The organism is Paenibacillus rhizosphaerae (assembly GCF_014192015.1).
GTDB lineage: Bacteria > Bacillota > Bacilli > Paenibacillales > Paenibacillaceae > Paenibacillus_AQ > Paenibacillus_AQ rhizosphaerae.
Genome location: NZ_JACHXJ010000003.1, coordinates 124,095 through 144,024, shown reverse-complemented (window position 1 = coordinate 144,024; position 19,930 = coordinate 124,095). Strand labels below are relative to the sequence as shown.

General features: G+C 47.8%; 18 protein-coding genes. 13 read left to right on the top strand and 5 right to left on the bottom strand.

What is annotated here, in order from left to right; translation table 11 throughout:
* Positions 1-1,111 precede the first annotated feature (1,111 nt).
* Both FHS19_RS17240 and FHS19_RS35300 read left to right on the top strand, forming a co-directional pair.
* Positions 1,112-1,978 (top strand): class I SAM-dependent methyltransferase, encoded by an 867-nt coding sequence (locus FHS19_RS17240; protein WP_183583120.1) that lies wholly within the window; start codon positions 1,112-1,114, stop codon positions 1,976-1,978.
* Between the two features lie 187 nt (positions 1,979-2,165).
* Positions 2,166-2,441, top strand: coding sequence for an S-layer homology domain-containing protein (locus FHS19_RS35300; RefSeq protein WP_183583119.1), 276 nt, complete (start codon positions 2,166-2,168; stop codon positions 2,439-2,441).
* 57 nt (positions 2,442-2,498) lie between these two features.
* On the opposite strand, the gene FHS19_RS17230 is transcribed toward FHS19_RS35300, so the two are convergent.
* Positions 2,499-3,509, bottom strand: a complete 1,011-nt coding sequence (locus FHS19_RS17230) for a LacI family DNA-binding transcriptional regulator (RefSeq protein ID WP_183583118.1) — start codon at positions 3,507-3,509, stop codon at positions 2,499-2,501.
* A gap of 219 nt (positions 3,510-3,728) precedes the next feature.
* Here FHS19_RS17230 and FHS19_RS17225 point away from each other — a divergent pair, with 219 nt between their 5' ends.
* From FHS19_RS17225 to FHS19_RS17175, 11 genes are all read left to right on the top strand, one after another.
* A complete protein-coding gene (locus tag FHS19_RS17225; protein WP_183583117.1) occupies positions 3,729-5,849 on the top strand; it encodes an alpha-galactosidase in 2,121 nt (706 codons plus the stop codon).
* Between the two features lie 16 nt (positions 5,850-5,865).
* Positions 5,866-6,888 (top strand): zinc-dependent alcohol dehydrogenase, encoded by a 1,023-nt coding sequence (locus FHS19_RS17220; protein WP_183583116.1) that lies wholly within the window; start codon positions 5,866-5,868, stop codon positions 6,886-6,888.
* A 57-nt stretch (positions 6,889-6,945) separates the two neighbouring features.
* The gene (locus FHS19_RS17215; RefSeq protein ID WP_183583115.1) at positions 6,946-7,911 is read left to right on the top strand and encodes a glycoside hydrolase family 43 protein; all 966 of its coding nucleotides are present in this window, start codon (positions 6,946-6,948) and stop codon (positions 7,909-7,911) included.
* A gap of 447 nt (positions 7,912-8,358) precedes the next feature.
* Complete coding sequence (locus FHS19_RS17210) at positions 8,359-9,231, top strand: ABC transporter permease (RefSeq protein ID WP_183583894.1); 873 nt, start codon at positions 8,359-8,361, stop codon at positions 9,229-9,231.
* A gap of 28 nt (positions 9,232-9,259) precedes the next feature.
* Positions 9,260-10,165 carry a carbohydrate ABC transporter permease gene (locus tag FHS19_RS17205; protein ID WP_183583893.1) on the top strand — a complete coding sequence of 302 codons (906 nt, stop codon included), beginning with the start codon at positions 9,260-9,262 and terminating at the stop codon, positions 10,163-10,165.
* Between the two features lie 83 nt (positions 10,166-10,248).
* Positions 10,249-11,895 (top strand): extracellular solute-binding protein, encoded by a 1,647-nt coding sequence (locus FHS19_RS17200; RefSeq protein WP_183583114.1) that lies wholly within the window; start codon positions 10,249-10,251, stop codon positions 11,893-11,895.
* A gap of 108 nt (positions 11,896-12,003) precedes the next feature.
* Positions 12,004-13,572, top strand: coding sequence for a response regulator transcription factor (locus FHS19_RS17195; protein WP_183583113.1), 1,569 nt, complete (start codon positions 12,004-12,006; stop codon positions 13,570-13,572).
* A complete protein-coding gene (locus FHS19_RS35520) occupies positions 13,569-15,392 on the top strand; it encodes a sensor histidine kinase (RefSeq protein WP_183583112.1) in 1,824 nt (607 codons plus the stop codon). The genes FHS19_RS17195 and FHS19_RS35520 overlap by 4 nt, the downstream gene beginning before the upstream one ends.
* Before the next feature lie 312 nt (positions 15,393-15,704).
* On the top strand, positions 15,705-16,454 hold the full coding sequence (locus tag FHS19_RS17185; protein ID WP_183583111.1) for a ChbG/HpnK family deacetylase: 750 nt from the start codon (positions 15,705-15,707) through the stop codon (positions 16,452-16,454).
* Positions 16,430-16,717 (top strand): polysaccharide deacetylase family protein, encoded by a 288-nt coding sequence (locus FHS19_RS17180; protein WP_183583110.1) that lies wholly within the window; start codon positions 16,430-16,432, stop codon positions 16,715-16,717. The genes FHS19_RS17185 and FHS19_RS17180 overlap by 25 nt, the downstream gene beginning before the upstream one ends.
* Positions 16,718-16,803: 86 nt before the next feature.
* Complete coding sequence (locus FHS19_RS17175; RefSeq protein ID WP_183583109.1) at positions 16,804-18,090, top strand: glycosyl hydrolase family 28 protein; 1,287 nt, start codon at positions 16,804-16,806, stop codon at positions 18,088-18,090.
* A gap of 110 nt (positions 18,091-18,200) precedes the next feature.
* Here FHS19_RS17175 and FHS19_RS17170 read toward each other — a convergent pair whose 3' ends face one another.
* The 4 genes from FHS19_RS17170 to FHS19_RS17155 are packed head-to-tail and all read right to left on the bottom strand — an operon-like array spanning position 18,201 to position 19,774.
* Entirely contained in the window at positions 18,201-18,350 is a 150-nt protein-coding gene (locus tag FHS19_RS17170) for a hypothetical protein (protein ID WP_183583108.1), read from the bottom strand.
* A 25-nt stretch (positions 18,351-18,375) separates the two neighbouring features.
* The gene (locus FHS19_RS17165) at positions 18,376-18,624 is read right to left on the bottom strand and encodes a hypothetical protein (RefSeq protein WP_183583107.1); all 249 of its coding nucleotides are present in this window, start codon (positions 18,622-18,624) and stop codon (positions 18,376-18,378) included.
* Positions 18,621-18,851 carry a cellulase family glycosylhydrolase gene (locus FHS19_RS35725; protein WP_183583891.1) on the bottom strand — a complete coding sequence of 77 codons (231 nt, stop codon included), beginning with the start codon at positions 18,849-18,851 and terminating at the stop codon, positions 18,621-18,623. The genes FHS19_RS17165 and FHS19_RS35725 overlap by 4 nt, the downstream gene beginning before the upstream one ends.
* Positions 18,852-18,907: 56 nt before the next feature.
* Entirely contained in the window at positions 18,908-19,774 is an 867-nt protein-coding gene (locus FHS19_RS17155) for an AraC family transcriptional regulator (RefSeq protein ID WP_183583106.1), read from the bottom strand.
* Positions 19,775-19,930 lie beyond the last annotated feature (156 nt).

The window sequence follows — 19,930 nt, the reverse complement described above, 5'->3', positions numbered from 1 at the left end:
TACCCACGCCAAATGGAATGGGAATTTTGCACTCTGGAGTTAGCATATTATAATGACAGCAGCAAAAACTGGAAGTGCATTCAAGGTAAAGGAAGAATCACGCGCATTCATAACCCTAGAAGTTGGATGACTGCATAAAAGAAAAAGTCGATTTCGTTAAAAACTGAATCCGGCTTTTTTTATGAAGCCACCGCGCCGGGAATTGCAAGGCTGTGCTAACACTTTTTCACAAATGAAAAGGAGCCGGATAATTAATATCCGACACCATTTTCATACTTTATGATCGATTATGTTGGTCCTTCTGGAAGATGCATCCGTTTTCTAACATTATAAAATTTTCAAAAGCTTTTTCGAACTTTAAGGAAAAAATCAACCTTTTGCAAACTTTAGAAAGAATTTAACAACTATTTTCAAATTAAATGAAGATGCCGTAGCAACTTTTGTGAAAATACCCCTTGGTATGCCTCGATTTAATCAATTGTTTTTTTCAAACCTTTTGGAGAACAACATGAGTTTGGGAAAAAGTGTTGTACATTTTAAATAAATCCGAAAATCGGTTAACCGGCAGTTTGGGGAAACAAACACCCCAAGCTGCCGGTTTATTTTTCCTGCCGATCAATTTGGATGACGGAAAAATACATTGGTATTAGTCGAATGGGTATGTCTTTTCCATTCTTATTGAGAAACCCAGGGGCCGATACGATCCGGAGTGGGTAGAAAAAGTAAGGATGAGACGGGACAAATCACTGACATAACCATCGTCGACTTTTCCCTAACTAAAGCGTAGTCATTAGAAAGCTACTGAAGTGGAGTACTATGTCTGAGAGCAGAATGTTGAGCAGGGAAGCACAGAAACTTAACAGTTGCAGGTGGTGAATGCTCGATTAAGAGGTATATGTGTTCGGTTTTGAAAACCTTTTAGCAAACATATTGTTGACGTGAAAGCCCAAGAATTCATTGCCAAATTGGAGAAAAAGCAAAGCAGAGTTATGTAGATTGTAAGGAAAGGGTAGCAATCAGAGGATATCGACAAATTTACCCCTAACTATTATTGAGATTTTAACTTATATTGAATTTGTGAACAATTAAAGTGTGTTAGGAGGACGAGAGTATGGGTCAAGTCCGGAACTACTACGAGAATTCACAAAATAAAGAAAGTATACAATTCATCTACCACACAGGTAATAATCTTAGTGCTAAGTATGAGGTCATGGGTAAATATGGGATATCAAAAGAGTTGTTTGAAACATGGATAATAGAAAAACTTAATTTGCTGGGCAGTGAACGCGTTCTTGATATTGGTACAGGGAATGGGAGGTTCTCGATTCCCACCAGTAAAATTTTGAAAAGCAATGGCGGGTTTGTGGTTTGTTGTGACTTAGCAGAAGGAGTTATGAATTCAGCACGTATTCAGGCAGAACAGGAAGGGCTACCTATCCTCCACATGATTGCTGACGCCGAGAATTTGCCGTTTCTTTCTGACGAATTTGATGTCGTCATGGCAAACCATATGCTATACCACCTACCTGATTTGAAAAAAGGATTGAAGGAAATCAGCAGAGTTTTAAGAAACACAGGAAAGTTCTTAGCTACTACTAATAGCAGCCGGGGGATGCCTGAATTCTTCACACTACATCAGGAGACAATGCGTCAATTACATATCCCATTTGAAATTAAAGAAGATCCGATTCCTTTTTCTTTAGAAAATGGGGAGGCTATACTATCAAAGCACTTTAATCGAGTAGAACTAATGACTTATGAGGCGGGGTTTAAGGTAACAGAACCAGAGCCTGTACTACAATACTATATGGCAACCCAACTCTATCAAGGACCTTTTAATGACAACGCGTTAAGTCGAGAACATCGGGAAGCAATCGCCCAAACTTTTCTAGCTTTAACTAGGCAAAAAATTGAATCATGTGATGGAGAATTAATCATTTCAAAACCGGTTGCGGCTTTTATTTGTGAATTGAATTAACTAACGGGAAAGGGAAACGACAGCACAATATAACAAAGGAGGCAGCCGACCAATGTGATCGGCTGCCTTTGTTCAACTAACGGAGGAACTATAAATTGGAATTAATGTCTAGGAAGAAGCTGCCGCGCTGTTTTGCAGCTTCATTATGTTAACGGACAAATTAGCTAAACAACGTTAATGGTACTATATGGTAAAAAGCTTTTGGAGCGAAGGATCTCGTCACCAGGCAGGACATGGCCATACTTGCCATGCGAGCGCTCGAGGGGCGAAGACGGAAAAGTCAACGACGGCAACTGCTTTCGCCGATCAAGATGCGATCGCTGCTTATGCACAGGAAGCCGTTTCAGCCATGCAACAAGCGGGGGTAATCGAAGGCTCCGATCCGGGGCTCTTCAAGCCGACTGCGGGAGCAACCCGCGCCGAGGCTGCCAAAATCGTGTATGGCCTGATGAATCTTTTGTAAAGAAAAGAGCCGAAGGCATAAGTGAGGGCGCCCGAGTAAGCTACTAGCCCCATCCACTTAAGCTTTCACCGGCCCGGTTGTTCCCCTGACTTTAATTTCCATGGGAAGTATGAAATTGCGATTTGAAACATGGGACAGGTCATCCTTGGCCTCAAGCAGCGTCTCCACAAGCAGGCGGGTCATTTGGGGGACCGGCTGGACGATGGTTGTCAGCTGAGGGGTTACATATTCGCATGCCTTGATATTGTCATACCCGACGACCGAAACATCCTGGGGAATCTGAAGTCCTCTGGCGTGAATCGCCTCCATAGCCCCGATTGCCAGCAAATCATTGGCGCAAAACACGGCCGTATGAATCATGTCCGAGACAAGCAGTTTTTTCATCGCCTCTCTGCCAAAATCCACAGTCGGTTTCCCGTACTGGATCAACGCTTCTTGGCAGGGAATGTTGTGCAGAAGATGAGCCTGTCTGAAGCCCATTTCGCGCGCGATGCTGATCTCAGGACCGCCTATATAGGCTATAGACCGATGACCGAAACGGATCAGGTGTTCGACGGCCATGCAGCCCCCTTGGATATGATCTCCCTTCACGGAAGGAATACCGGGCAAAGAAAACTCAAAAGTGACGGCTGGGATGTTTGCGGCAACGATCATTTCAGAAAGTTCCTTTACCTGTTCAGGGAGCTGTGGAACCGAGCATAAAATGATACCGTCCAGTCGTTTATTTTCAATGGTTTTCATGATCGCCTTCATTTTATCGAAGCTGTTATTGTCAGCCATAAACAAGTTTGTCGTGTAACCATGGTCCCATAACAATTGTTCAATGCCCTCGGCAAAATTGGACCAGAATTCATTGGACAGAAGAGGAATCAAGAGACCGATGGTATGCGTCTCATTGTTAATCATGGAGCGGGCAATGGTACTCGGTTTGAAATCGAGCGCTTGAATTGCCTGCTGCACTTTCTTCCTGGTATTTGCATTTACGCGGTCTTTGTTGTTCAGGACGCGGGAAACGGTTGCGATGGACACGCCGGCCAGCTCCGCTACATCCTTTATTGTCGTTTTCACAGCCCGTGTGCTTCCTTTCACAAATTATTGCAGGACATCTGCCAAGCGCTTAGCCTTGCCTTTTTATCCTATCACAGACCTAACAGACAAAAAAGGATGACTCTAATTATGGATAGAATAAAAGGTTTATAAAAACGTTTACACATTATTTTTTATATGATATATAAGTTGTTATTAACTTAATCATGTAAAAACGTTATTACAAAATGAGGTGAAGTTTTGATCCATTATCTTGAACACCGGCGAACATGGATTATCGAGACCGATCAGGCTGCATACGGATTGGGTCTGACAGAGACGGGGCAGCTGATACATCTGTATTTCGGGGAGAGTCTTCCTTACCATACGGACTATCCAGAACCCAGAGACCAACACGGGTGGGCATCTTTCAACAGCAGAGCGGACAGGAACCCTGAAGAATATACAGGATGGGGCGGTGTTCGCTACTCGGAGCCGTGCCTTAAAGTAGAGTTTCACGATCATGTCCGCGATCTGGTCCTCGTGTACAAGGAATATGTTATCCAGGACGGGGCTCTCGTGATCACCCTCCGGGATGCGCATTATCCGCTTGAAATTAGATTAAATTATAAGCCTTTTGCAGAATTGAATCTGATTCAAAGAACGGCTGAAATTGTCAATACCGGGGAGCATCCCGTCGATCTGGAACAAGTGCTGTCGGGAGAGCTCCATTTGCCTGCGGAGAACCATTACCGGCTGAGCTACCTAAGCGGGAAATGGGCCGGGGAGACCCAGCTTCGGCAAATCGAGATGCCTGATGCCAAATTCATTCTCGAATCCAGGGGGGGAACGACAAGCCATCAGACGAATCCTTGGTTTGCCATGGATCCGGACGGCTGTTCGACCGAAGACTACGGCAAAGTCTTTTTCGGGGCGCTTGCCTACAGCGGCAACTGGAAGATGGTTTTTGAAAAGAGGTTCGGGAAGATCAAAGCCAGCGCGGGCGTGCATGACTTTGACTTCCGCTGGAGATTGAATGCCGGCGAGACATTTGCGGCGCCCGCATTTACCATCGGTTATTCTGCAGAAGGATTCGGGGGAGCAAGCCGTCAACTGCATCAATATCAGCTGGAATACGTTCTGCCCCGTCAGACGGTTCGGCAGGACCGGAAAGTGTTGTATAACTCCTGGGAAGCCACCAGGTTTGATGTCAATGAACAGGATCAGATCCGGCTGGCCGAACTGGCAGCCACGCTTGGAGTCGAACTGTTTGTTATGGATGACGGCTGGTTCGGACGTCGAAACGACGACCATGCAGGGCTTGGCGACTGGACCGTGAACCCTGAGAAATTCCCGAACGGACTGCGCCCACTGATCGAACGGGTTGAGGAGCTCGGCATGGAGTTCGGCATCTGGGTGGAGCCGGAAATGGTCAACCCGGACAGTGATTTATACCGCCGACATCCGGACTGGGTGTATCACTTTCCGAACCGTGTGAATTCGGAAATGCGCAATCAACTCGTCCTGAATCTGGCCAGGGAGGACGTGAAGCAGTATCTGATCGGCTGCCTTGATCGGCTGCTGACGGAGAACCGGATCCGCTTCGTCAAGTGGGATATGAACCGACTTTTCAGCGAACCCGGCTACCTGGATGCGCCTTATGAGCAGCAGCGTGAAATTTGGGTGCGTCATGTTCGCTCTCTTTATGACATAGTCGAGACTTTAAGGAAGAACCATCCGGACGTTCATTTCCAATCCTGTTCTGGCGGCGGGGGCAGGGTGGACCTTGGCATTCTAGAATTGTTCGACCAGGTATGGGTGAGCGACAATACAGACGCCTATGACCGGCTCTTTATTCAAGAAGGTTACTCGTATGCCTACTGCGCGAAAACCATGGAATCATGGGTCACGGCAGAGCAGCACTGGATGAACAACCGCCGTTTGCCGCTCCGCTTCCGTTTTCATGTCGCCATGACGGGCGTATTGGGAATCGGGGAAAATCTGCATGCCTGGAGCGAGAAGGAAAGGGAAGAAGCCAGAGGTTATGTTGAGGCCTACAAGAAAGTAAGATCTGGCATCCAAAACGGCAGGCAATATCGGCTGCAATCACCGAAAAACAATCCGGTATCTTCCGTGATGTACGTGTCAGAGCAACAGGATACTGCGGTGGTCTTTGCGTTCCTCTACGGAAACCGTAATGGAGACGAACTTCGGCCGCTTCGCTTGAAGGGGCTGGATGAGACGAAATACTACGTGCTGGAAGGCACGGAGCAGCGGCGTAGCGGCAAGGCATGGATGAGTGTTGGCATCGAGCTTGAGTTGAAAGGCGACCTGGACAGCTGCATGCTTGTGCTCCGTGCTGACCCAAGCCCGAATCAATAAAAAGGAGGAACTTAAGATGTTATCCAAATATGTTGTGTTTCCTAAACCGAATGTCGTTGAGGTCAAAACAGAGGAATTGAAGACAGACGGTCTGGGACCCAAAGAGGTCTTGATCCGCAATGAGGCATCGATCATCAGTCCTGGCACGGAGCTGGCGACTTTGGCAGGCAAAGAGATCGGCGTTCAATTCCCAAAACGGCCTGGCTACGGATCCATCGGGAAAATTCTTGCCAAAGGGAATGAGATCAATGACTTTGAGGTAGGGGACCGCGTATTCTATACCGGCTATCACGCTTCCCTTCAACGGTTTACGCATGAACAGGGACATCAATGGGGGCATCTGTTCCCTGTGCCGCAGGATTTGGACCCGGTAGAAGCTGCGCTTGGTTGCATGGTCGAAATATCAATGACAGCACCAAATTTCACGGAGCTTCGGATCGGCGATTCCGTGGTGGTATACGGCCTCGGTATCGTGGGCATGCTGGCTGCGCTGATGTACAAAATCAAAGGCGCTCATGTCATCGCAGCGGATCCGGTCCAAAAGCGCTGCGACCTTGCCCTCTCCCTGGGCATCGACGAGGTGATAAGCTGTCCGCCGGATCAACAAGTCGAGGAAGTCATGAAGCGGACAGGAGGCCAGGGCGCGCGATACACTGTCGATGCCGTCGGACATTCCGCCATCATCCGCACCTGCGTCAAAACAACCGCTCCGATGGGAGAGATTCTTTTGCTGGGGTCTCCACGGGCACCATTAGCGGGAGATATTAACGAAATCATGTGGGATGTGCATTTAAACGGCAAGTCCATCCGCGGTATGCATATGTTCCGCTATCCTGTGAAATCCGGACGCGGCGTCAAAATGGATGTGGAATGGGCTTTTGCGACGGCTTTCGACCTGATTCAGAAGAAGCGCATCGATGCCCAGAAGCTGATCAGCCATCTTATTCTTCCGGGCGACGTACCTGCAACCTATACCGGACTGCGCGAAAACTTGAACGAATATTTCTGCACCGTTATCGATTGGAGAAACGAAGAATAAGAGAAACGTGACGAGCAGCTTAATTTCGACTGTACCCTGAAAAAAAGGAGAAAAATCATGACTTCTCGCGAATTTCACCCGGGGAAACCTTGGCTTGATACGGACGGACGCCTCATAGAGGCCCATGGCGGCGGGATACTGTACCATGAGGGCATCTATTATTGGTATGGGGAAAACAAAGATGCAGAGAACTCGGAGGCGCACAAACAATCCGGCATCGACCGGGTTGATGTGATCGGCGTTTCCTGCTATTCGTCCAAGGATTTATATCATTGGAACAATGAAGGGACTGTGCTTCATGCCAACGAAGAACCCGGACATGATCTTCATCCCTCACACGTTCTGGAAAGGCCGAAGGTCCTCTATAATGCATGGACGAAGCAATTTGTAATGTGGATGCATGTGGACCACGGTGATTATCAATTTGCCAGGGTAGGGTTGGCCGTCAGTGAACGGCCAACCGGACCATTCCGCTATGTGCGGAGCTTCCGGCCCGGCGGATATGACAGCAGAGACATGACTGTCTATCAGGATGATGATGGAACCGCCTACCTGATCTGTTCCACCAATATGAACAGCAAAGTTGTCACATTTCCGTTGACTGGGGATTATTTGGATGTGCAAAATGCGTCGGCAGAGCATTTCGTGATGCCAAATGAACATATGTCCCGTGAATCGCCGGCCGTATTCAAATACCATCAAACCTATTACATGGTGACTTCCGGCTGTACGGGCTGGGATGCCAATCCGGCAGAATACGCGGTCGCTCCTTCTGTCATGGGGCCATGGACGGTTGTTGGCAACCCCTGCATCGGGGAGCATGCCGACCGCACCTATTATAGCCAGAGTACCTTTGTGATTCCGGTTGCCGGAAAAGAACATGCATTTATCTTCATGGCAGACCGCTGGAATCGTTATCATTTGAGGGAATCAGCGTATGTATGGCTGCCTGTCGAATTCTCGCAGAATGGTGCAATAACCATTCAGTGGAGAGATGTGTGGGATTTATCTATTTTTGAATAGAAGGTGATTCCTTTGTCCCTTGCGTACCGTCACCGGGTATTGACCGGGTGAATCAACGATATTTCGACTGTGGAACGTACTGGCAAGAGATGACCGATATTTGATTTTACGTGTTCTCTTGTCCGGATCAGCTATTGATGGAACCTTGACGAGCTGCTGGAATGCAAGCGCCGGATCGTCGATGTATATAAGTGTTAAAGACAATCACCAGGTAAACGGGTTTTACCGCCCCCCAAGTGGTAAACCCGTTTTACTCGGTGTTTTTTTATTCCGGACCAAACTTCATTGCATCAGACTATTAATCGTTGCAGCCGAATATTGAGAGCGGTTTCAGAGAGCCGTTATGATAGAAGAAGAAAAGAGAGGTAGGCAGAGGAGGTCAAATACTTGAACACGAAATTGAAAGGCGGCATCAGACGTCTTAAAAGTGAATGGGATATTCACCTGATGATATGGCCCGGTATTTTGCTGCTTTTTGTTTTCTGTTATTTGCCAATGTATGGCGTGCTGATTGCATTCAAGGATTATAACTTGTACCGGGGATTTGCGGACAGTCCATGGGTAGGACTGAAGCATTTCAGAATGTTCTTTCATTCACCGGATTTCTGGATGATTATGCGAAATACGCTGGTTGTAAGCCTGTTGAAGCTCTTGATCAGCTTCCCTGCTCCGATCATCCTGGCATTGATGCTAAACGAAGTAAGAAAGATCGCCTTCAAGCGGGTGATCCAGACCGTCAGTTATCTGCCACACTTTATGTCCTGGGTCATCGTTGGCGGCTTCGTCATTTCGATGCTGTCTGTTGATAACGGTAGTATCAACATATTGCTGATGAAGCTTCATCTTATTGATGAACCGGTTAACTGGCTATCCAAGCCTTCTTACTTCTGGGGCATTCTGATTGGAAGCAACGTTTGGAAGGACATTGGCTTCTCCTCAATCGTCTACCTGGCGGCCATTGCAGGAATCGATCCTCACCTGTACGAAGCTGCTGCCATGGACGGTGCGGGGCGCTTCCGTCAGATCCGTTCCATTACGCTGCCGTCGATCATGCCTGTCATACTGATTTTCCTGATCCTGGCCATCGGCAATGTGCTCAATGCCGGATTTGAAGATATTCTGATTTTGACGAATAACGGAGTTAACGCGATTGTGAGAGACGTGTCTGATGTCATTGACACCTACGTGTACCGAACAGGAATTCAAACCCAGCGCTACTCCTATGCGTCGGCGGTCGGATTATTCAAATCCGTTATCAGCGTTGGACTTCTGATCGGAGCCAACAGGCTGTCCCGGCGGTTTGGCCAAAGTCTTTGGTAGATTTCAACGAAAAGGAGGCCGTACGGGCATGTTAAAATTGAGTAAAGGCGAACAAATGTTCAATATATTGATTTATGGGTTGTTAGCCATACTTGGAATCATCACGCTGTATCCCTTCTGGAATGCGGGAGTTGTCTCACTGAATGCAGGGTCGGATACAGCGATGGGCGGTGTCACTTTTTGGCCCAGAGCTTTCACGCTCGACAACTACAAGCTGGTATTTGAGGATGGGCGTATCGCTCACGGATTTCTGATTACAATCTTTCGCGTTGTGGCCGGTACCGGATTATCCGTGGCGTTCACCTCGCTGTTGGCGTACGGTTTGTCCAAAAACCATATTATGTTTCATAAGTTCTATATGTTCTTTTGCATCGCTACGATGTTTTTCAGCGGTGGTCTGATTCCATCTTTTGTCCTTATGAAGGAACTGCATTTAAACAATACATTCTGGGTTATGGTCATCCCTTTCATTATCAATGTTTATAACATGATCATTTTCCGAACGTTCTTTCGGGAGCTCCCAGTCGGTCTTGAGGAATCGGCCAAGATTGACGGTTGCAGCAGCTTCGGTACTTTTGTACGCATCGTTGTGCCGGTTTCAGGCCCGGTGTTTGCGACATTAACGCTTTTTACGGCTGTATTTCATTGGAATGACTGGTTTACAGCCTCCATTTATATCAATAAAGCCCAGCTGATGCCGGTTTCCTCCATCTTACAGCAAATTCTGAATTCCAATCTAGCGACTGAAATGCTAGCTTCCCAGACGGGCGGAAATGCTGCAGCGATAAACGCGGCCAACCAAGCTCAAACTGTAAGCAGCAAATCACTCAGCATGGCTACCATGCTGGTCGCTTCTCTGCCGATCATGCTCGTATACCCGTTCCTGCAAAAGTATTTCGTCAAAGGTGTCCTAGTAGGCTCCATTAAAGGGTAGAATTTCATGCGAGCCAGCTAAATGGTTTGGTCCGCTTGAATCTGCATATAATCAACTCGTAAACAGAAAGGGGAAGCATTACTATGAAAAAGAAAAGCAAATGGCTCGGGTTAGCAGCGGTCTCACTGGCTCTCACGACCTCCCTAAGTGCCTGCGGCTCAGGTTCAGGAGATACGGGCACTTCGGGAGACATACCGGCAAAGAATGCAGCAAGCCAATCGGGTCCATTTAAACTTGGCAGCGAGCCTGTTAACTTCACCATGTATCCGAACTATGACTGGCTAACTCTTGAACCATGGGGACAAGACCCTCAGACCCAATGGATCACAGACAATCTCAAAGTCACCGTTACTCCGATCCAGTCCGGCGGTGCGGCTAAGCAAAAATTCAGCACGATGTTGGCCACGGACGACCTGCCTGACGTGATTCTGATGGATAGAGGATCGGATGTCGAGAAGCTGCGCCAGGCCGGGAAGCTCGTTGCTCTTGACGATTATTATAATAAGTATCCGAACCTGAAAAAGTGGATGGGCGAAGAAACAATCAATATGCTGCGATCTTCGGACGGAAAGATCTACCAAGTCCCGAACTGGTACACGACTTCGGCTAACGGAAATGGAGGATATCTGATCAACCGCAAGGTTTATAAGGAACTTGGATCTCCGAAGCTCGAAAGTTTCGACGATCTGTATAACTATTTAAAGCAGGTCAAAGCGAAATATCCTGATATGATTCCGTTTGAAACCGATATTGAAGGCCAGGGTGTTCAGATTATGACAAGCGGATTCAAGGAAGGATTTGCGCCGAGCTGGATCGGCGAACGCGGGGTTCCTTCAGGCGACAAGTTTACTTCATTGTTTACGGACCCGGTATTTAATGAAACGATGAAATTCGCTTCCAAGCTGTTCCGTGAAAAGCTAATCACCCAAGATACGCTGACACAGAAGAGGGAACAGGTGGATGAGAAGCTGGCCAACGGCAGAGTTGCCGTATATTCGGCATATTCGGTTCTTGAACCAAAAGTCATGGATGCCAATACACTCTTGCGCGCGAAAGACCCTGACAATGGATACGAAGTGATCTGGCCGCTGCACAAGGATGGCGTCGATAAAACGAAGGTTTATCCAAACAGCTACAACCGTCTGGGCTGGAACGTCAACGTCATCACTACCACCGCCAAAAACCCGGAAGGCATTTTCGCTTATATGGATTGGCTGACTAGCCCGGAAGGCATGAGCACGATGTACTTTGGGCCGAAAGGCAAGTACTGGAATGAAATGGACAGCAACCAATACCCTGTACTCACCGATAAATGGTTTAATACATCACAGGAAATCAAGGACAAAGAAAAATTGGGTGGTTATGCGTACGTAGGAAATACGACGTACTTGGACACCATGAAGATGGCTAACGACAAAAAAATGAAGCCTGAGCAAAGACGGTGGGATAATACGCAGCAAGCGAATGTCACCTGGAAAACGTCCCAGGATCTGACCCCATTTATTAATCTAGATCCAGCCAGCGACTCAGAGGAAGGCATTGCCAAGACGGCAGTGGACGATATTTACAAGAAGTATTTTGCCCAGGCCCTGTTCGCTCAAAGCGATGCCGAAGTAGATACGATTCTAAAAAAGGCTAATGATGAGGCCATGTCACAAGGGTATCAGAAGCTTCTCGATTACAAAACGGCTCAATGGAAGAAGAATCTAGAGCAGATGCAGGCCAAATAAAATCTGTACAAAATGGATAGTGGATTCAGGTGTCGGAAGGTATACTTATGGTATCTTCCGGCACCTCTTTTGATTGAGGACCCTGCTGGGCAAGTGAGGTGTATGACGATGTATCACGTTGCATTAGCCGATGACGAACTGTTGGATCTTGAAGGTATGGAGCGCTTCGTTCCGTGGTCCGACTTGGGCATGGAAGTGGTGTATACTGCAACAAATAGTTTCAAGGTGCTGGAGTTTATCCGGAACCATCCAATAGATGTCTTGGTGACCGATATCCGTATGCCTATCATGAGCGGACTGGAGCTAGCAGCTGCATTGAAAGAGGAATCCGCTTCTACCAAAGTCGTGTTTGTCAGTGGTTACGAGGATTTTCAATATGCCCGGAAAGCCATCCAGATGAACGCATCCGGATATGTGTTGAAACCGGTCAGTGATGAAGAAATGATCCGGGTGTTGAAGGAAGTCCGTCAACAATTGGACGAAGAGCATAAACAAATCTGGATGGAGAGCAGATACAAGGAATCGGAGCAGTGGATGAAGCAGGAGCTCCTGCAGCGATGGCTGAAAGGGGAAGAGACGGAGGAGAATCAGATTCCATACCCGCCAACGTCATGGGAGCACATAGATTATCCGGTTAGAGGGATTTTGGTTGAAGCGGATAATCAGTTGATGCCTGAACCACTTAACGTACAAAAGGTTCTGAAGGAGCGCAGCCGCTGGCAGCAGCGATTCATGATGGAAGCAGAAAAAAGCGGATATATGCTGGCCGTACGTACAGACCGGAACCGGATTTTTCTGGCAGCGGATGTGGATAAGGGGCTAACCCTGAGGCCGCCTGAATCACTCCTTTTCTGGCTCAGGTCACAGGAAGGCATGACAGCTACAATAGCCCTTTCCAGAGAAGCTTATTCATGGGAAGCACTCCCTTCAATTTACCAAGAAACCGAACAGCTCATGGAGCAAAAATTGTTTCTAGGCAAGAATCGTATTATTAAGCCAGAAGATGCGACGGCTATCCATGCCCGAGATACCCGGAATTTAGAGCAAGTGTTGAACCGGTTGTTCGCTGCGATGGTTCAGTATGATCTGGTCTGCGTGGATGATCAACTTCAGGAACTTTTCCAAATGGCCAGGGGTTTTGAGCGGAAGCTCACGGTGCACAACTTTGTTCAGCATCTGCTTTCAAGATTAGATGCATTCCTCGCTTCAATGAACGAGAATCTGACCAGCATGCTCGGGCTTGGGATGGATCAGCTAGATATACTCTATCACTTTGAAACATTGGATGATATTCAATCATGGATGCGAAGACGAACCTTCGAAATTTCCGAGTTGCTTCATATGAAGCGACTCCGAAAAAATCGCAAAATAATCGGTGAGGTGCAAACCTATGTCCGGGAAAATTTGGATCAAACCATTGTGCTGCGTGAGATCGCTGAACGGTTTGCATTCTCACCAAATTATCTCGGTCAACTGTTTAAGGAGGAAGTGGGGATTCATTTTAGCGACTTTGTTACAAAGGAGAGGATGAACCGGGCAAGAGAGCTGATGCATGACTCTAAGCTTAAAATTTATGAGGTTGCTTCCGCCGTTGGTTATAAGAACATCATGCACTTTAACCGGTTGTTCAAAGAACACTTTGGATTGACACCAAGTGAAATGAGGAGACAACTGTGATTGGAAAAGCACTGGGGATTGTTCAAAAGAGCGGTTTTATCAGTTTCGGGTTTAAGCTGATGATTAGCTATCTGGTTCTGGTACTGACGCCAGTGTCTCTTGTGGGTTTCATAGCCTATCATTCCTCGCTTAAATCCATTCAAACTCAGGCTGAGAGCAATTTGACGGCAGCATTGGTCCAAATGAAGGAGAATGTGCAGTACAAGACATCTGGCATCCAGCGAATTTCCGACCAGATATTTTATGACCTGAACATACAGAAATTGTTGCGGACAAGCCAGGCAGGATGGACTAGTTATGAGAAACTCCAGAATTACGCCCTTCCGATGCTTCAGAATATCATGCTCCAAACCAGCGCTAAAATGCAAATGCGCATTTATTTTGTGGAAACTGGGATTCCTGAGATATACGGGGAGAGCAGTAGTGACCTGGACCCTTTGTCCGACACTAACCGGTTTGATTTACTTCATTACGATCGGATTGGTTCGGAGAATTGGCTCAGGAGCCTTCCTTGGTCATTGGATTCACCAATCCCTGTTGGCGTTTACAAGGGGCAGGAAGTCCTATGGCGACAAGTGGACAACGACAAGAAGTTCGGGAATATTTCGATGATTCGCAGGCTAGTCGATTTTGATGACCGGAAAACCATTGGATTGATCCGGATTATCGTTAAAGAAAAGGAAATCTTTGAATCGGTTTCGGACAAGGATTTAAGTGAAGGTAGCATTGTCTTTGTAAAAGACGGCAGCGGAGCGGTAATTTATCCTCAGTTGCCTCAAGACTCTTCCACAAACGGCGAAAAAGATATGCTGCGGATTTCCCAGAATGCAGAGGTAACGGGCTGGCAGTTAAATGCGCTTATCCCAAAAAAAGTTCTGGAAAAAGATGCAATCCGTGTCCGAAATATTACGTTACTCGTTTGCGTCGCCAGCACGGTACTGCTGCTGCTTATCGGTGCGCTCCTGTCCCGGTATTTCTCGGAGCGGGTTCGGAGGATTCTCCTTTCCTTCGATGCTTTTAGAGCGGGTGAATTCGATAACCGCATGGATTTTAGCGGTAAGGACGAGTTTGCGCAAATTGCCCGAGCCTTTAACAAAATGGGACGGGAGATCAATGAGCTGATCCAGGAAAATTATGTTGTCAATTACCAGAAAAAAGAGGCTGAGCTCGAAACGCTTCAAGCCCAGATCAATCCCCACTTTCTTTACAATACGCTGTCTTCCATCAGCCGTCTGGCCAAAATGGGCGAGCTCGACAAGCTGCAGTCGATGGTTGCAGGTCTTGCAAGGTTCTACAGGCTTACGTTGAACGAGGGAAAAACGCATATCCCGGTAGAAAAGGAATTGGAACAAGCAAAAACCTATATGGAGATCCAACAAATCAAGCACCGGGATCGTATCCAGGTTTGGTATGACATCCATCCGGAAGTTTACGGATATGAAACCATTAAGCTGATTCTTCAGCCTTTTCTTGAGAACGCCCTTCAACATGCTTTCTACGCAGACACGATGACAATCAAGTTAACGGCTCGCCGGGAAAAGGATCGACTCATTTTCTGTATTATTGATGACGGGATCGGCATGTCCCGAGAGCAGCTCCATCGAATTCGAAACACCGAAGCGGTTCGCGTTGGATATGGGATCCGGAACGTGGACGAACGGATCAAGCTCCAGTATGGCCAGCAATTTGGCGTAGTTTTTGGAAGCGCGCTAGGAATGGGGACAAGCGTGAGGATTGAAATTCCGGCCGTTTTAGGGAATATTCCGAAAGAAATTGCATTCCGAACGAAGCAAGCAAACCGGACAAGCGAAAGTGGCTGATTTCCTAATAGCCCATTTCAGTTAAGAGAACGGAAGAAAAGAGGAAACTGACGAGGTTGAGTCAATTTTCTACTTTTTTCGAACAAATATGGCTTTCGCTCAGCTTGAAATGTGTATGATAATGGCTTCAGTCGCGCTTCCCGGCACGATGAAGGAAACGATTTAACTGTGAAGACGAAATTCAGAAGGTTATCATGATGATCTACAGCCGGGCTGAACTTCATAACATTGCAGAGGTTGTACCGCTGGTCGATAGCAGTGGAGTCGAGCTTTGCCGTCTGCCCAACGACCTGCGGACGTGGCTTCATCCGATTGCTCAGCAGACAGCCCGTCTTAACGGTTAAGCGGATAGATTTGCCCCATGTCCGATACATGCCGGGCACGGCGTTGTTGAAGCAGCCTGATCTGTTACCGCGGATTTCATCCATCCTTCCGAAGAAGGGCATCTTCAAACTTCGGATGGTCTGGCGGCATGGATCAGGAGATGCCTGTCTGCGGGAGAAGGGTAACCTGAGGATAGGTGATTTCGTGCCAGGGCTTTTCGAGAATGTTGGCGATTTCAATCGGGTGGGGGGACTTGGTTTGAAGAAAAGTAAAGAAGCAATTCGCCTGATCATTCGCGGGGACGACTGCGGCGGAAGCCGTTCGGCGAATTTGGCGATATGGGAAGCCTGTGAAGCCGGTGTCATAAAGAATATTAGCCTGATGGCGGTCGGACCTTCGATCGAGGAAAGCCGCAAGGTATTTTGCGCACAGGACCGATGTCGCTTCGGGATGCATATCACGATGAATGCCGAATGGGTCCAAGTACAGTGGAAACCGCTTCTGCCTCCTGACAAGGTATCTCAGCTTATAGACAGTCAGGGTTACTTTCTCAGCAGTCCGTCAGAATTCGGAAACCAGGACAGTTTACTGCGCCAGGCAATCGATGAAACGATGGAACAATTTCGCATATTGAAGCAGCTTGGATTCAGAATTTCCTATGTGGACGAGCATTTTTCGGTTATTTCATTTCCGGTTACCATGAGTGGCTGGATATGTGGTGCCGGGAACAAGGATTAATTAATTTCCATCAGGTATACAGGACACCGCCGGATCCCGAGGCGAAGGATGACCTAAGCGATTTGCCCTCTGGGCCGCTGGCGGATTATTACTTTTGTAACCATATCGAATCGCTTGCGATTGCGGATGCAGGAATCTATACCGTCATCTGTCACCCTGGCCTGGACAGTGATGAGATGCGCCTGATGGGCAACTCCCATATTTTCGGGGGCGCAGATCGCAAGAGAGCGGAATGCGGACAGGCTGATGCTCATGAATCCTGAGCTCAGACTATTTTATGCTCAGCATGGAATTGAAACGTTACGTTTTGACGAACTGTTGATACCCTAATACAGAAAGGAAGAAGCTCATGAATCAAGCATTTCCTGAATCGGTTCCGCGCAGTACCGAGTTGTCCGTCAGAGTAAACGGAATCGAAGCTGACGTGCTTTGTACGAATGTCGCATATTTTACGTCGTTCGAATATTCGGGCGAGGCACAGGTGGAGATCGTTGCAGCAGATCATATCCGTGCTGCGAAGATAAGTCCCCTGTCCCGCATGATCCCCTCTCAGGTTGAGAGCCGTACCTTGCGTTTTAAAGTCTCAGCTAATGAAAAGTTACATATTGAAATGGAAGGTGTATCGCTTCCTCTGTTTTTCTACGGTAACCATGAATCCGCGTATGACGGATTGGCCACCTATTATTTCAAAGGGGGTCAGGTTCACGAGGCCGGCGAGCTGGAGCTTCATGATAACGAGTCGATTTATATTGAAAGCGGTGCAGTTGTTAGGGGAAGCATCCGAGCGAACGGGGCAGCCAATATAAAAATTTACGGGAACGGGATATTGGATAGTTCATGCTTCCGGGATGTCCCCGATTACCGCACGATTCTGCTGTACGACTGTACAGGAGTCTCAATTCAAGACATTATCATGCTAGAACCGCCTTGCTGGATGATTATGCTGGCGGCCTGCCGTCAAGTTCATATTAACGGGATCAAGCAGATCGGGGAGGTGGTCAGCTCGGACGGGGTTGACATTGTCGGCTCACAAGACGTGCTGATTGAAAATTGTATCCTGCGGAATAATGATGACTGCGTGGTTATCAAGGCATTTGATTGGGCGGATGCCGGTGGCAGCATGTTTGCTGCCTCAAAGAACGTATACAATGTTGAAATCCGTTCCTCCATTTTTGTCAATGCGCGTGCGGGTAATGCCATCGAGATCGGTCATGAGCTCACGACAGATGAGATTACTGGCGTTTGTTTCCATGATATCGACATCATATCCGTTCATGGTTACGGAGCTGCATTCAGCATCCACGTCGGTGATCGGGCGGCCGTACACCATATCGTTTTTGAAAATATTCGGGTAGAGCACTATTACGACAAACTCGTCGATTTCCGTGTAATCAAGTCCAAATATTTCAAGGACGAACAACGCGGACGCATTCATGATATTTTGCTAAAAGATATATTCGTGCATCAATCCGTTCATAATCCCGGTTATTCCATTTCCGTTATCGGCGGTTACGACGGCGATCATCGGGTCGAGCGCGTGACCTTTGACAACTTTTGCCTGAATCATCAGAAAGTAACCTGCGCCAATCAACTGGATCTGTTTACGAAAGAGGCGGAGGATATTACGTTTAAGTAGTCATCGACTCAGCTTTATATGAGTTCAATGCAAGAAACAACCCACAAGGGACTTGTTATCCATAACATGTTGTCCTTGTGGGTTTTATCTGGTCCAATTTTAAAATGAACTTACTGCCTTACAATCTGAATGTCGTCTGCATAGAAGTCCGATGACGCATCATTTTTCCATACGAATACGTCCCCGCCCCAGTTGTTCCAATACGTCATACCGTTCTCGAAAAACCCGTCGTTCATGACTAGGTACGGATTTTCAGGCACCGGGGTCCCCAGGTTTCCGTGGTTGTCATCCCAGACAGGACTGGCCGAACCAGGTCAGATTGGTCGGCTTGCTGCTGTCCTGTGCGTTAATTTCATAACCGCCTCCACTGGCCGGTCCGGTCGTCAAATCAAAGCCGTCACTTCCTTCGCTGACGTTGTTGGGGACATTAAACATCGCTTCCGTGGCCAGTGCAGTTGAGCCGTTACTGGCCCCATATTCGCCAATATGAACACTTAAGTTCTGATTGCATGCGGAAGCAAGGTAACGGCTCAACCGGTCGGCTCCGTTGCTCCAATTTTCATATATATGCAGGGTGAATGTGATGTGCCGTATTTATTGCTGAGATATGCTCCTTGTGTCAGTACGGCGCTGTCGGCATCTCCGCCGGAATAACCGTTCGCTTGCCCCCAATTGTGCTCATCAACCACGATGATGTTTTGTGCCCCCGTCGCCCGGATGGCTCCAATGATCTCGTCATGGAAGTTTTTCCACTTTTCAATGGAATCTGAAACGGAATAATTGCCAAGCCCCGGCTAATTCGCGGTGCGGTCAACAGTTACATCGTCCTTTTCCTTTTTTGAACGGCCTGTTGACGGTAAGCACTCGGGGAGCAGCCCAACAAATTTTTGAACTGCTTGTTAAAGGTACTCAGTGAAAGAAATCCGCTCTCCTCACAAATTTCAATCATGCTGAGGCCACTGTTGGCGAGAAGGTCCATTGCGGCATGGACGCGGATCCGGCTCAGGAATACATGGGGGGTCAGGCCGGTCAGCTGGCGAAACAGCTGATGGTAGGCCGTCCGGGTTAAACCGGATGCTGCGCGGCCATCTTCTGCCGCAATGGGTTCTTGATACCTTGACAAGTATACCTGGACGCCTTTAAAAGCAGCTACTGTATCGGCAGCAATGCGGCGGTTGCCGGTGCCGGCGGAATGATATCCGCCGTACAGGTCGTAAATCGAGATTAGGATCTGGATAAATGACGCGTACTGTCTGGCATTCCACCCTGCTTGCTGTTTGCTTCCGGCCATCAGCGCAGCATTCATACAGATGCTGATGGTCTGTGCTGCTTCGGTTTCCGCCGGAATACATGGTGACATGGTATCTGCCCACGAGTAGAAGGGAATGATTAGCTGTTCCCCGTCCGGGACGCTGCGGACCGCGGAGCTGTGAAACAATAGCATTTGATAGCCATAATCCTCCCCTTCGCAGCTGAAGCACCAATGGGGCTCGAATGGGCGCAGCAAAAAAACATCACCCGCTGTTCCGACATATTCATGGTCTCCGATCCGGTACTTTACGCGGTTTGCCGTTATCACGCCGATTTCAAGACAATCGTGGATATGGAGCTCATGTGTTGCCCAGTTTCCGGTAAACGAGCTGAATTTAAAGGGTTGATCCAGTCGAATGGACTCGTAAAACATACACTAATCCTCGCTTCCATTGTGATCTTAGCCGAGTGGATCAGAACTTTTCCCTACTATAACATATTTGGTGGATAGATCAGTTCGGAAGTCTGGACAAAATGAGGAGTTTTGGCGGGTTTTTCGCAAGAATAGGCCGCTCACCGTTTGTATACT